Here is a 12851-nt window from a genome sequence, read left to right as displayed (position 1 = left end):
ACCATGAAACCCGTTCATCAAACAGTCTCGACATTGACAGCATTGTATACAATTTTGCCGCATTCCCCGGGACAGCCCATAAAAAAGGCTGCTGACCTTCCGGGGGTGTCAACAGCCTTTTGGGTGTGTCATCTTTTTTCAACCTGAATATCCAAAGGCAAAGGATCTTTCTCGATTTTATCCAGTTGCATCTCCAATTTCGGGGTCCGGACGATGATCGGAACGCCGGCTTTTTCATCATCCCCTCCAACCGCCCAAACGACCGCGCTGATCACGGCGACCAACAGGATGAACGAAATCAAGAGTTTACTTATTGGCTTCTTCATCTTCCGGTTTTGCCTCCTTATTTTGTGGTGTGGCCTGCATTTGTTGGGCTTTTTTGATCGCATCCTGATACAAAGCCTGGTTCGGATCCAACTGGTATGCGCGTTCAAAAGCTTTCAGCGCTCCTTCTTTGTCTCCCAGCCCCATGCAGGTGATTCCCAGTTGATAGTGGTAGAGAGGATTTTTCGGATCATATTTGGCGGCTTTTTCCGCTGTCTGATTGGCGGAGATGAAATATCCATACAAATAATAAGCCATGGAACGGTAATATTGCGCTCTCGGATATTTGGATTCTTCATCCACTGCGTCATTGAAAGCCCGGAAAGCGGATTTGGAGTAGTTGGCGAGTTCTTTTTTCTTCTCTTCGGCGCTCATGTTTTTGTCTTGATAAATTTGTTCCCATTTTTTCAAATAAAGGACACCCAGCGTCACATAATATTCTTCTTTTTTGCTGCTGGCCAATTTGGCCGCTTTTTTGGCTTGTTCGATCGCTTCATCAATTTTTCCCTGCTTGAAGAGATAAACCGCCAGGTCATGTTGGTAACGTGCATTTTTCTTTTTCAAATAGGTGGCAAACTTCAGGGATTGGACCGCTTGATCATAATCCCCCATGGCCCCGTAAATTTTTCCTTGATGGTAGTAAACTTCCGCTTCTTCGCTGGTCAGGGAAACCGCCTGATCCGATGCTTCCTTGGCCAGTTCATAATCCTTCAGATAGTAAGCGTACACCGACAAGGCATCTTGTAACTCATAATCTTTCGGGAATTTATCCGTTGCCGCTTTCAAAATCTGCAATCCGGTTTGATAATCTTCTTTCAATCCGTATAAGTTCGCCAAATGCAAGAAATACTCTTTTTGTTCCAAATCGGCGCTCAACGCCTTGCGGCCCAGGAGAATGGCCTGATCCAATTGCTTTTGGTCATAAGCTTGTGTCGATTGGCGGAAGTAATTGAAAGCTTCTTGCGGATTTTCTTCCACAGTCGGATCAATCACCCCGGCCAACGTTTCCCGGGTGTTGTCGCCAAACATCTGGATCACCACAAAAGCCAACACAACGGCGGCTGCCACCAATCCGAACCGCTTCCATCCTTTCCGGCTTTTGACCGGGTCTTTTTTCTCTTTCTTGGCGCTTTTCGCCTTTTCCTTTTGATCGGATGGAGCCGGCTTTTTTACTTTCTCCTCCGCCGGTTTTTCCTCCCGGTCATCCACAACCGATTTTTCATCCAAGGCTTTTGGTTTTTTCTCTTCATATTGATAAGCCCATTTCCAGAAATCATGGATGCGCGGACGTTTGATGGCGTCATTGGATAATGACCGCAACAACAGCCCTTCCAATTGCAACGGCAAATCCGACCGGGAAGAACGGATGGAATCGATCTGCGTGGTTTTGTCGTCAATCCGCTCTTTGGTCAGCATCAAATAGAGCAACTGACCCAATTTCTTCACATCTTCGGTCTCTTGGCGGTAGTGACCAAACAAGCGGTTGGGCCCCCCGTACAAAAAGCGGAGATGGCCGTCCGATTGCAGCACCATGTTTTGCGGGTCGATCAGGGCAAATTGCTCATCATCATAACACTGTAACAGATGGCTGGTGATGTTTTTCAACAAATTGGCCACTTCCGCCATGGGAAGAGGAGCGGAGCGCATCAAATAAACTCCCAGCAAGTCCCCCTCCATGCGCTCAAACACCTGATACAGGGTCCCGTCTTCGATGAACACATCCTGAACCGGAAAAAACACTTCGCTGTTTCGCTTTTTTAACTCTTCCAACTCATGCTCTTCCGGCTGGTTTTTCAGCTTTACTGCATGAATAAACCGGGTGGTGCCTTCTTCCGCCTCTTTTTTTACGGACGTAAAATACAAAACCCCTTCCACAAACGGAAATACACTTAAAACTTCATAACTTCCCCGAATTCGTTCACCTTTCTGTTTAAACTCACTCATTTTTCTCCTCCAACCTTTTTTCTAAACGTTCTGCCATCCAATCCAGGAAGTCGGCAATCTCTTCGATATGAGGCCGTTTATGGATATCAAAAGAGATCGATCGCTGCACAAATTCATCCAGTTCAGCCGGGCAGTCTCGACGGTACTGAGAAACAGAGGGAATCGTGAGTCCTTGTGCCGTGGGATTCTTTCCAGTCAACATCTGATATAACAATGCGCCAACGGTATACGTATCATAAATCCGGTCCGCGCTGGTGTTTCCTGAAACAGATCCTGCGAATCCTTTGGGCAATTCTCCTTTATTTCCCCCATATAAAAACCGCAAAGACCGGCCTGATGTCAGCACCATATTTTGCGGATGGACAAGTGTGAACTGGCCTATTTCATAAAGCCGGAGTAAATGCTGTATGACTTTGCGGCCTAAATTTACGGTTTCTTTCAAAGACAATGGTGCATGCGTTCCCAGATAATGCGCCAGAAGCGTTCCTTCCAAGCGCCGGAAAACCTGGAAAAGCAACCCCTTGGTTTCATCGGCAAAAACCTCACGGATTGGGAAAAACACATGTTCATCCCGGTGAAGAAGTGACTTCGGATCAAAATCAGCATTCACCAAATGAAGGTCAAGGGCATGAACAAAGCGGGTATGTACCTCATCCTGACCACAATGATATTCCGTATAGTATAAGGTGCCAATCACAAAAGGAAATCCTTTTAATACTCGGTATCTTTCTTGAATCCATTCACCCTCTTGCACTTTCCTCAATCATCCATTCCCTCCTTCCCTCCGATCCGTGCTGCTTGCCCATCTGCCATGCACTCGAATTATTTTCTACGCTTCATTCTATCATGATTATGGAAAAGAGAGTAGAACCTTGACGGATGGATTGCCTGATCCGTCCAAACGTTCAAATTTCTTTCACCGAAAAAATTTTCCTGTGTTAAAATGAATGAAAAGAAAGGAGAACCGCATGAACAAGCAAGCCGTTTTTGGCTGGGTGATGTATGACTGGGCCAACTCAGCTTATGCCACGATCATTATGACCACCGTGATGCCGATTTTTTACTCGGAAGAGGCCGGAAAAAACCTGGCTCCCTCCGCCTCCACCGCCTATTGGGGATACACACAGTCCATTTCCCTCATCCTGGTGGTGCTCATCACACCGGTTCTCGGAGCCATTGCGGACAGCATGCACAATAAAAAAAGTTTCCTTGCCTTTTTTACTGGTCTGGGTATCTCATCCACTCTGTGCATGTTCACGATCGATGAAGGGGAATGGTTGTGGGCATCGGTCACGGTGATTCTGGGAACCGTTGCTTTTTCCGGAGCCAACATCTTTTATGACGCCTTTTTAAACGATATTGCCCCGGAACACGAGCGGGACCGCATTTCTTCACGCGGATATGCATTGGGTTATCTTGGCGGGGGCCTCTTGCTTGCTTTGAATTTATTTCTGATCCAATTTCACAATATTTTTTCTTTTACAAGAACTTTTGCCACACAGGTCTCCTTTTTAACCGTGGCCGTCTGGTGGTGGGTTTTCTCCATCCCGATGTTTCGTCATGTTCATGAAAAAAAGCAACCTTCCCCTCCCATCTCCGTCTTCCGCTTGACTCAAAAAGGCATCCGTTCCGTCACCGGCACCTTCAGAAGCATGAGGAAATACCCGGAACTCCTGAAATTTCTGATCGCTTTTTGGTTTTACAGCGACGGGATCAACACCATCATCAAAATGGCAACCATTTATGGTGTGGAAATCGGCATTCATCAGACCGATCTCATCATCGCTTTGCTCTTGACGCAATTCGTCGGGATCCCCTGCACGTTCCTTTTCGGGAAACTGGCCGTCCGCCGGGGTTCCAAACCCACATTGATCTTCACTTTGGCTGTTTACCTCGTCATTGTCATCTTCGGTTATTTTATGCAAACGGCTTTGCACTTTTATCTCCTGGCGATCATGGTCGGAGGGGTGCAGGGAGGAAGCCAGGCGTTGAGCCGGGCCATATTCAGCCGGCTGATTCCACGGGGGCGGCAGGCGGAATTTTTCAGTTTGTACAGTTTGTCCGGCAAATTTGCCTCCATTTTCGGGCCGGCGGTGTTTGGTCTGGCGGGGCAATGGATGGGATCGGGCCGGGCTGGCATTGCCTCGTTAATCCTTTTCTTCATCATCGGGATTGCATTGCTTTTCACCGTCAATGAAGAAAAAGGCCGGGCCGAATCTGCACGGGATCCCTCCTTCACTGAATAACAACATTTATTCCATTGACGAAGTAATTTTATTTTAATAGCATAGGACTTAGTCTGATAGGAGGTTGGGTTCAATGAGGATTGTCCCATTCCTTTTGGCATCTGCCTTATCTTTCAGCCTGTTAACAGGTTGTGAAACTTCCACCGGTGCAGATCCGGCCCCGGAAGATCCCATCGATCTTTCAGAGGCACAACCTGCACAGGAAACCTATGAAGAAATTCCGTTTACGTTGATCAATTGGAAAGAAGGCGAACCCGAACGGCAACCGCATGGAGGCGTATGGGTGTATACGAAGGAAAAGCATCCCGCCATGTTTGAGGATACCCTTGATTGGGACAAAAAAGACATGCTGTTGGTTCAAATCAAAGACGAATCCTACATGGGAAAAGGGTTGAAAATCAAGGCCCTGCAAAAAATCCGGCCCAATGTGACCCGCATTCTGGTTGAATTTGATGAGGAAGGCGGAAAAGACGGAAAAGCTCCCCGGCGCTATGCGGAAATTCCGAAAGGTTCCGTCGGCCCGCAAAACCAATTCGTCATTCAGACCGTCGATGGAAAAACGCTCCAATAACGAGGCTGAAAAATCCATTCCCTGGCATCCGTCCCCACGGAATGGATTTTTTTATGCCCTTTCCCACAAAAAAAGCTTGGTTTCCCAAGCTACATTGTTTCATGAAAGATAAAATAAGTGCTCTTGTCATGAATCCCGTTTTCTGTCTGTTTATTATGTACAAAAGATGCCAACCGGTCAGCCGATCGCCAGCTTTTTCATCCGCTCTTGTTTTTGCAAAACTTCTTCTTCCGTCAAGTTGGACTTCCGCTCAATGTTCAATTCTCCCAGCAATTTTCCCGCTGTGGAGTCAATCACCGAGATATGGATGATTCCATCACTGTCATACTCAAAAATAACCTCAAGGGGAGCACCTTTGGGGTATTTCGGCAAGTCGATCATGCCTTCCCCCACGATTTTTACATAATCCAGATCCATGTCTTCCCCTTCCGTCACTTGCAAATGCAATTGGGCCTGTTGGTCAACGGTGGTTTCGTAATGGCCGCTCACTTTGCTGGGGATCACGGTGTCTTTTTTGAGTACGATGGAGTTAAATTCTTGCCCGGATTCATCCAGCGCCACAACGCCCATGCTGTGGGAATTGACATCCTGCACTTCAACCACCGGGAAAGACTGGCTGAGTGAGAGGTCGGCATTTCCTTCCTTAATTTGCAGGATCGCGCCTTGGATGGCAGCTCCCAAAGCCACCACTTCATCCGGATTGACATCCAATGACGGCTTGATTCCCGTGACACGCTCGATCATGGCAGGAACTTGTTTCATCCGGGTCGAGCCGCCGACCAATAGGACTTTGTCAATGTCTTTCCATTCAATGTTTGCGTCTTCCAAAACGAATTCCATGATTTTTTGGGTCCGGTTCAGGAGAGGAGCGGTTAATTCATCAAAAATCTCTCTTGTCAAGGTGATGGATGCGTTGATTCCGTTGGCAGACAGGAATACATTGGTGCGGTCACGGACAGAAAGGGTTTTCTTGGCAATTTCCGCTTTATCACGCAAGTCCTGTTCCAGCATGGGGTCTTCCAGCAAATCGATGCCACCTTGCTTTTGAAACTCTTCATTCAGGTAGTTCATCACCACATTGTCCCAGTCAAAACCGCCGAGGTTTTTGGCACCCCCGGTGGACAACACCCTCAACCCGCTTGGAGACAAGTGCATGATGGTCACATCAAAGGTACCGCCACCCAAATCATAAACCAGAATGTTTTGCTCCATATGCATCTTGTCCAATCCGTATGCCAGTGCCGCCGCGGTGGGTTCGTTAATGATGCGGAGAACATTGAGACCTGCAATTCTTCCCGCGTCTTGCGTCGCTTTCCGTTGTGCATCGTCAAAATAAGCGGGGACGGTGATGACGGCATCTTCCACTTTTTCCCCCAGCAGGGTTTCCGCATCTTCTTTCAGGCGCCGGAGAATCATCGCCGAAATTTCTTCGGGGGTAAAGTCTTCGTTTTGTTCCGTGGTGAATTTCCATGCTTTGTCGCCAATCTGTCTTTTTACAAATTGAACAACATTGAAAGGACTTGCAACAGCAGAACGTTTCGCAATACTGCCCACAACCACATCCGAACCATCAAAGAGAACGACAGAAGGAGTAATCCGTTCCCCTTCCCGGTTTACCATTATTTCCGGTTTCCCGTATTTATTTACAACAGAGATCACCGAATAGGTTGTTCCCAGGTCGATCCCAACGACTCTTCCCATCTTTTTTCACTCCTTCGATCACTTATAACCCATGGTTTACGGGAAAGCTCCCATATACTACCCTCTTTCACGCAAAATGGCAAAATCTATGTAGTGTAAAAAACGGTTGGCAAAAAAACGCGACTCCCACCCCGCTCCCCAAATGTTCATGAAAAGGGTTCAATGATGAAAGATTAGCCAACATCATGGCTAATCCTCGTTTGTTGTCATATTCCGTTCAATCAGGGATTATATTTTTTTATCACCACTTCTTCAGGTCTGAGAACCACGTCTCCATATCTAAAGCCATGGCGGATCATATGTACAACCATATTATCTTCTGCAGGGTTATTGGTGGGAATCACTTCAACCACTTGTTGAATTTTGGGATCAAATTTATTGGACGGGGCAACAATCAATTCAACGCCGCGACGGTACAAAATTTCCAGCACTTCATGGCTCAAGGTTTGCAGAATGTCAATTAATTCGGGATTTTGTCCCCCGACATCCAGCTGATCATTATAAATGTTGTTCATCCGGTCAATCAGCAGAATCAAATCAATGTAAAGCGGACGGAGTTGTTGAAGTTCCTGGTCCTGCTTCAACTCTTCCATCTCTTTGTAAAGCCGGTCAAACGCCATTTCTTTCGTTTTGTCATAACTGAGCCGGTTGGTAACCACATTCAACAGCGATGTGAAATTTTGTTGCAATGCACTGAGCATGTTCAAAACTTGCTGTTGGGAACGAGATTCGCTTTTGCTTTCTTTGATCGGACTCGGAGTCTCGTTTTCTTTCTTTGTCAATCCAAAACGCGCTTCAGGAAATGAAAGTTGGTTACCCTGTTCTAAGAATCTATGGTTCTCTTTCCTGGAACCCATAGCTTAACCTCCCTGGTGTACACTATTTTCATTTTCTGTGATATATATCAAGGCCAACTATCCATCATTCTCTGTATATTGAATGATTTGCCTCTTTTTGTAAACTGAACGGAACAGTACTGCTCCTACCATTTTACTAATAACCTCATTCATGTCGCAAGTGGATGAATTCAAAAAGAATATCAATTATTCACATCAAAAAATGTTTTTCTCGCCGGACCAACGAAAATGAAGTAAATCACGTGGTAATGCCGGAGAATATTGCAAAACTTGATAGATTTCATGATATCATGATGCAACCTAGGGCAATTATAGACGTTTTGAAGTTTTTATACAAGGCGATTTTTATAAACTATTCCAAGATATTCCCGTTTCCTTTCATTTCTGAAGTTTTTTGGTCCAGCAAAACGCCATGGCTGAATTTCCCCATACAACTTCGCAGTTGTCCCTGAAAACTCCTTCTTCAAAGAAAAATGCCCGTTCAGGGCATCCGGGTGATGACGAGATTGGTCTTTTTTTTGTCAGTTTGTTGAAGACATTCGGTATAACACATCCGGCAATAATACTTGCCATTGAATTGAAAAAATTGAATGTATAAGGACTTTGCGCCGCATTTGGCACAGGTGCATTTATCCACGTGCTCCCAACCTCCCTTTTCCAAGCTGCCAAGGTTGTCTATATTTTTCAACATCCAGGCAAAATTTACCTTTTTATTCCGGATATTTATTGATATTTTCTTTTTTGGAAGATCGGGGTTATTTTTTCACAAGTTATCCACAATTCGCACAGGAGTTTGTGAACATTGTGGATAACTTGTGAAAAAAGCTTCTGATTCATGTCGAATCAGAAGCTTTTCCATCAGTCTTCCTGCTGGTTTTCGCGCATATGCGGGAACAAGAGAACGTCGCGGATCGACGGGCTGTCTGTCAACAGCATCACCAAACGGTCCACACCGATTCCCAGACCGCCGGTGGGCGGCATTCCGTATTCGAGTGCTTCCAGGAAATCTTCATCCATCGGGTGCGCTTCGTCGTTACCAGCTTCTTTTTCTCTCAATTGTGCTTCAAAACGCTCCCGTTGATCCATCGGGTCGTTCAATTCGGAGAAAGCATTCGCATGTTCCCGTCCCACGATAAACAGCTCAAACCGGTCCGTAAACCTGGGATCTTCTTCATTTTTCTTCGCAAGCGGCGAAATCTCCACCGGATGTCCGTAAACGAACGTCGGTTGAATCAATTGGTCTTCCACTTTTTGTTCAAAGAACTCATTGACAATGTGCCCAAAGGTCATAAACTCCGTAATTTCCACGCCATGTTCTTTCGCAAGCCGGCGGGCTTCTTCATCGGTCATTTGCCGGGTGAAATCCACCCCGGTCGTTTCCCGGATCAATTCGGTCATCGATTTGCGTGCCCAGCCGGGGGAAAGATCGACTTCATGGCCTTGGTAATGGATTTTCGTCGTGCCCAAGACTTCTTGTGCCACATGGGCGATCAAATCCTCCGTGAGATCCATGATGTCATGGAAATCGGCATAAGCGGCATACAATTCCATCATGGTAAACTCCGGATTATGGCGGGTGGAAATCCCTTCATTGCGGTATACACGGCCGATTTCATACACTTTTTCAAATCCGCCCACAACCAGGCGTTTCAAATGAAGTTCAAGGGCAATCCGCATATACAGCTTCATATCGAGTGCATTGTGGTGGGTGATGAACGGACGTGCCGCCCCGCCGCCGGCGATCACATTCATGGTCGGGGTTTCCACTTCCAAAAACCCTTGTTGATCCAAATACCGGCGCATCGCGGCAATGATCCGGCTCCGGGTGATAAACGTTTCTTTGACTTCCGGATTCATGATGAGGTCCAAATACCGTTTCCGATACCGGAGTTCCACATCTTTCAACCCGTGATATTTTTCAGGAAGGGGACGGAGCGATTTGCTCAGGAAATCCACCTGATCGGCTTTGACGCTGACTTCCCCGCGGTTGGTTTTAAAGACAACGCCTTTGATCCCCAGAAAATCCCCGAGGTCGGCTGTCCGGAAAATCTCATACTGCTCTTCCCCCACCCGGTCCAGCCGGACATAGATCTGAATCCGGCCGCTCATATCCTGGAGATGGGCAAAGGAAGCTTTTCCTTGTTTCCGTTTGGCCACAAGACGCCCGGCAATCGATACGGAAATATTTTTTTCCTGCAATTCTTCTTTGGACATCGATTCGTATTGATCCAAAATCGTTTTTGCATGATGGGTACACTCAAATTTGTGGCCGAAAGGATTGACACCTTTCTCCCTCAACGCAGAAACTTTTTCACGCCTGATTTGAAACAGATCGCTTTGTTCTTCATGACTCATCGTTTCGCACTCCTTCGTTCATCCGTTACGCAGATTCTTGATTGACGGCTTCTTGTTTTTCGCGCTGACGCGTTTCGAATTCCTCCGCAAACGAAAGCAGGAGATTTGCCATCCCATCCCTGGTTTCTTGTTGATTGACTTTTTCTTTGACTTTGCTGGCGCCAGGCAATCCTTTGAGATACCACGCCGCATGTTTTCGCATTTCGCGGACGGCGATGTCTTCCCCCCGCAGTTTGACAAGCCGGTCCATATGCAAAATGGCAATTTCCATCTTTTCCCGCACTTCCGGTTCCGGAAGCAGTTCGCCGGTCTCCAGATAATGGACCGTCCGGTACAACATCCACGGATTCCCCAATGCGCCGCGGCCGATCATGACCCCGTCACAACCGGTTGTATCAAGCATCCGCTTCGCATCTTCCGGTGTAAAGACATCGCCGTTTCCGATGACAGGAATCCCCACGGCCTCTTTGACTTTTTTAATCCAACTCCAGTCCGCCTGCCCGCGGTACATCTGCTTCCGCGTGCGCCCGTGTACAGAAACCGCTTTTCCTCCGGCGCGTTCGACCGCTTTGGCGTTTTCAACCACATAAATATGATCTTCATCCCAGCCAATGCGCATCTTGACGGTCACCGGTTTGTCCACGGCTTCCACCACGGCGGACACCATCTCTTCAATCTTGTCCGGATCGAGCAGCCAGCGGGCGCCCGCATCGCATTTGACCACTTTCGGAACCGGACATCCCATGTTGATATCGATAATATCCGCATTGGTTTGTTGGTCGACAACTTTGGCCGCCTCGACCAGCGTTTCTTTGTCTCCGCCGAAAATTTGCAAACTGAGCGGTTTCTCCCGTTCATCCACATAAAGCATCTCCCGGGTCCTTTTATTCCCGTGCAAAATGGCTTTGTCGCTCACCATTTCCGCACACACCAACCCCACGCCAAACTCTTTGGCAATGAGGCGGAAAGCCGGATTGCAGACGCCTGCCATCGGAGCCAACACAACACGGTTTTTTAACGCAATGTCCCCGATTTTCAGCATCGAAATACCTCCTTTCCCCATGTTAAACCGGAATCATTTCCAATTTGTGCACTTTTTGGTCACCGGGAATCTCCTTCATCCACTGGGAAATCGTTTTATGCGTCCCCGGGATTTCGATATCCCCGGCAATTTCAAACAAGGGGACCAAAACAAATGCCCGCCCGGTCATGCGCGGATGGGGCACCACCAGATCATCCTGCCGGATCAAGCGGTCTTCATAAAGAAGCAGATCCAGATCCATGGTGCGCGGTCCCCAGCGGATCTTTCGCACCCGGTGAAACTTTTGTTCGATCTGCAGAAAAGCTTCCAACAATTGCCCGGGAGACAAAGTCGTCTGGATTTCTGCCGCCATGTTGTAAAACGGCGGTTGGTCGAGATACCCTACCGGAGCAGTTTCATAAATCGAAGAGGTTTTCCGCACGTGGATTCCTCTGGTGTTGTTCAACAGATGGATCGCCTGTTTCAGCTGTTCCCGCCGATCTCCCTGATTGGTTCCCAGCCCCAGATAGGCCGTCACTTTCCTGCTCATGTCCTTGTCCTTACCACTTCAACCCCGACCGACTCATAGTGTCCCTGAATCGGCGGGTTGGGTTTGGTGACGCGGACCCGTACTTCTTCAATCGGGAAATCAGCCAACAAACGTCCGGCAATCCGCTCTGCCAAGGTTTCAATCAATTTCACCCGGGTTCCGGTCATGATGGTTTCCACTTTCTGATACACGGCTCCGTAATCGACGGTATTTTGCAAATCGTCTGTTGTGCCGGCAGGCTTTAAATCCAATTTCATTTCCAGATCGACATAAAAACGCTGCCCCAGCCGGTTTTCTTCGGCATAAGCCCCATGATACCCGTAAAAACTCAGCCGTTTCATAAAGATTTTATCCACGGGTCTCCGCCTCCTCCGGCAGAACCCCGAACAGCATCGCATCCATCATCCGGCAAACCCTGGTCATCTCTTTGACATCGTGAACCCGGACAATCCGGCATCCTTGGGCGATTCCGAATGCCACCGTTGCCGCCGTGCCTTCCATCCGTTCTTCCGTCGGCAGGTTCAACGTTTTGCCAATCATGGATTTTCTGGATGTTCCCAATAACACGGGATATCCCAACGCGGTAATGCGATCCAGGTGGCGCATCACGGTTAAATTTTGTTCAAGGGTTTTGGCAAAGCCGATCCCGGGATCCAAAATGATGTTTTCATCTTTGACACCGGCTTGTTTCGCATTTTGCACCATCGCCATCAGATCCCGGATCACATCATCCATCAGGGAATCATAGTCTGCTTGTTGCCGGTTATGCATCAAAATGACCGGCACATCCAATTCGGCCGCAACCTTGGCCATGTCCGGATCTTTGAGCGTTCCCCATACATCATTGATGATATGCGCCCCGGCCTGAATGCATTGCCGGGCCACTTCTGCTTTATACGTATCCACGGAAATGGGGCAGTCCAACTCGCGATGCAACACCTCAATCACCGGGAGCAAGCGGGACAATTCCTCTTCCGGCGGAACATACTCCGCCCCGGGGCGCGTGGATTCTCCGCCGATGTCTATGATATCCGCGCCATCACGCACCAGTTGTTTGGCATGCTCGACAGCCCGGTCCACCGTATTGTATTTCCCGCCGTCTGAAAAAGAGTCCGGGGTCACATTCAAAATCCCCATCACCAACGTGCGGCGATCATATGATAACGTATACGGACCGGCTTGAATCGTTGAATGGTTCATGGCTCCAGCTCCTCTCTGATGAATACAAGCGCTTGATGGCTGCATCGATGACAAAAAAAGATGGCCGACCGATTCCTTCTGT

General features: G+C 47.9%; 12 protein-coding genes. 2 read left to right on the top strand and 10 right to left on the bottom strand.

The genetic code is table 11. The annotated features are described in order from the left end of the window. Positions 1 to 128 precede the first annotated feature (128 nt). From I8U21_RS04530 to I8U21_RS04520, 3 genes are read right to left on the bottom strand one after another with little or no spacing between them, the layout of a single operon-like run. On the bottom strand, positions 129 to 326 hold the full coding sequence (locus tag I8U21_RS04530) for a hypothetical protein (protein WP_181732381.1): 198 nt from the start codon (positions 324 to 326) through the stop codon (positions 129 to 131). Beyond that, positions 307 to 2268, bottom strand: a complete 1962-nt coding sequence (locus I8U21_RS04525) for a tetratricopeptide repeat protein (protein WP_198053385.1) — start codon at positions 2266 to 2268, stop codon at positions 307 to 309. Before I8U21_RS04525 ends, I8U21_RS04530 begins: the two co-directional genes overlap by 20 nt. Then, positions 2261 to 3031 carry a protein kinase family protein gene (locus I8U21_RS04520; RefSeq protein ID WP_181732379.1) on the bottom strand — a complete coding sequence of 257 codons (771 nt, stop codon included), beginning with the start codon at positions 3029 to 3031 and terminating at the stop codon, positions 2261 to 2263. Before I8U21_RS04520 ends, I8U21_RS04525 begins: the two co-directional genes overlap by 8 nt. A gap of 205 nt (positions 3032 to 3236) precedes the next feature. On the opposite strand from I8U21_RS04520, the gene I8U21_RS04515 reads away from it, so the two are divergent. After that, positions 3237 to 4514 (top strand): MFS transporter, encoded by a 1278-nt coding sequence (locus I8U21_RS04515; RefSeq protein ID WP_198053384.1) that lies wholly within the window; start codon positions 3237 to 3239, stop codon positions 4512 to 4514. A 73-nt stretch (positions 4515 to 4587) separates the two neighbouring features. Next, a complete protein-coding gene (locus I8U21_RS04510; protein WP_181732377.1) occupies positions 4588 to 5085 on the top strand; it encodes a hypothetical protein in 498 nt (165 codons plus the stop codon). 177 nt (positions 5086 to 5262) lie between these two features. Here I8U21_RS04510 and I8U21_RS04505 read toward each other — a convergent pair whose 3' ends face one another. The 7 genes from I8U21_RS04505 to folP form a co-directional block, all read right to left on the bottom strand. Further along, complete coding sequence (locus tag I8U21_RS04505; protein ID WP_198053383.1) at positions 5263 to 6786, bottom strand: Hsp70 family protein; 1524 nt, start codon at positions 6784 to 6786, stop codon at positions 5263 to 5265. A gap of 221 nt (positions 6787 to 7007) precedes the next feature. Continuing rightward, the gene (locus I8U21_RS04500; protein WP_198053382.1) at positions 7008 to 7643 is read right to left on the bottom strand and encodes a nucleotide exchange factor GrpE; all 636 of its coding nucleotides are present in this window, start codon (positions 7641 to 7643) and stop codon (positions 7008 to 7010) included. Positions 7644 to 8501: 858 nt separating this feature from the next. Then, a complete protein-coding gene (gene lysS, locus I8U21_RS04495) occupies positions 8502 to 9998 on the bottom strand; it encodes a lysine--tRNA ligase (RefSeq protein WP_198053381.1) in 1497 nt (498 codons plus the stop codon). Between the two features lie 25 nt (positions 9999 to 10023). Further along, positions 10024 to 11040 carry a tRNA dihydrouridine synthase DusB gene (gene dusB, locus I8U21_RS04490; protein WP_181732373.1) on the bottom strand — a complete coding sequence of 339 codons (1017 nt, stop codon included), beginning with the start codon at positions 11038 to 11040 and terminating at the stop codon, positions 10024 to 10026. Between the two features lie 22 nt (positions 11041 to 11062). Next, a complete protein-coding gene (folK, locus tag I8U21_RS04485; protein WP_181732372.1) occupies positions 11063 to 11569 on the bottom strand; it encodes a 2-amino-4-hydroxy-6-hydroxymethyldihydropteridine diphosphokinase in 507 nt (168 codons plus the stop codon). Continuing rightward, entirely contained in the window at positions 11566 to 11925 is a 360-nt protein-coding gene (folB, locus tag I8U21_RS04480) for a dihydroneopterin aldolase (RefSeq protein ID WP_181732371.1), read from the bottom strand. The genes folK and folB overlap by 4 nt, the downstream gene beginning before the upstream one ends. Beyond that, the gene (gene folP / locus I8U21_RS04475; protein WP_181732370.1) at positions 11918 to 12769 is read right to left on the bottom strand and encodes a dihydropteroate synthase; all 852 of its coding nucleotides are present in this window, start codon (positions 12767 to 12769) and stop codon (positions 11918 to 11920) included. The genes folB and folP overlap by 8 nt, the downstream gene beginning before the upstream one ends. Positions 12770 to 12851 lie beyond the last annotated feature (82 nt).

The organism is Thermoactinomyces sp. CICC 23799 (assembly GCF_016055145.1).
Taxonomy (GTDB): Bacteria; Bacillota; Bacilli; order Thermoactinomycetales; family Thermoactinomycetaceae; genus Thermoactinomyces; species Thermoactinomyces intermedius.
This window is presented reverse-complemented; position numbering and strand designations above follow the sequence as displayed.

Bases quoted from the DNA above. Each gene is read 5' to 3' on its own strand.
- I8U21_RS04530 (WP_181732381.1), bottom strand. From the start codon at position 326: ATGAAGAAGCCAATAAGTAAACTCTTGATTTCGTTCATCCTGTTGGTC.
- I8U21_RS04525 (WP_198053385.1), bottom strand. From the start codon at position 2,268: ATGAGTGAGTTTAAACAGAAAGGTGAACGAATTCGGGGAAGTTATGAA.
- I8U21_RS04515 (WP_198053384.1), top strand. From the start codon at position 3,237: ATGAACAAGCAAGCCGTTTTTGGCTGGGTGATGTATGACTGGGCCAAC.
- I8U21_RS04510 (WP_181732377.1), top strand. From the start codon at position 4,588: ATGAGGATTGTCCCATTCCTTTTGGCATCTGCCTTATCTTTCAGCCTG.
- I8U21_RS04505 (WP_198053383.1), bottom strand. From the start codon at position 6,786: ATGGGAAGAGTCGTTGGGATCGACCTGGGAACAACCTATTCGGTGATC.
- I8U21_RS04500 (WP_198053382.1), bottom strand. From the start codon at position 7,643: ATGGGTTCCAGGAAAGAGAACCATAGATTCTTAGAACAGGGTAACCAA.
- lysS (WP_198053381.1), bottom strand. From the start codon at position 9,998: ATGAGTCATGAAGAACAAAGCGATCTGTTTCAAATCAGGCGTGAAAAA.
- dusB (WP_181732373.1), bottom strand. From the start codon at position 11,040: ATGCTGAAAATCGGGGACATTGCGTTAAAAAACCGTGTTGTGTTGGCT.
- folK (WP_181732372.1), bottom strand. From the start codon at position 11,569: ATGAGCAGGAAAGTGACGGCCTATCTGGGGCTGGGAACCAATCAGGGA.
- folP (WP_181732370.1), bottom strand. From the start codon at position 12,769: ATGAACCATTCAACGATTCAAGCCGGTCCGTATACGTTATCATATGAT.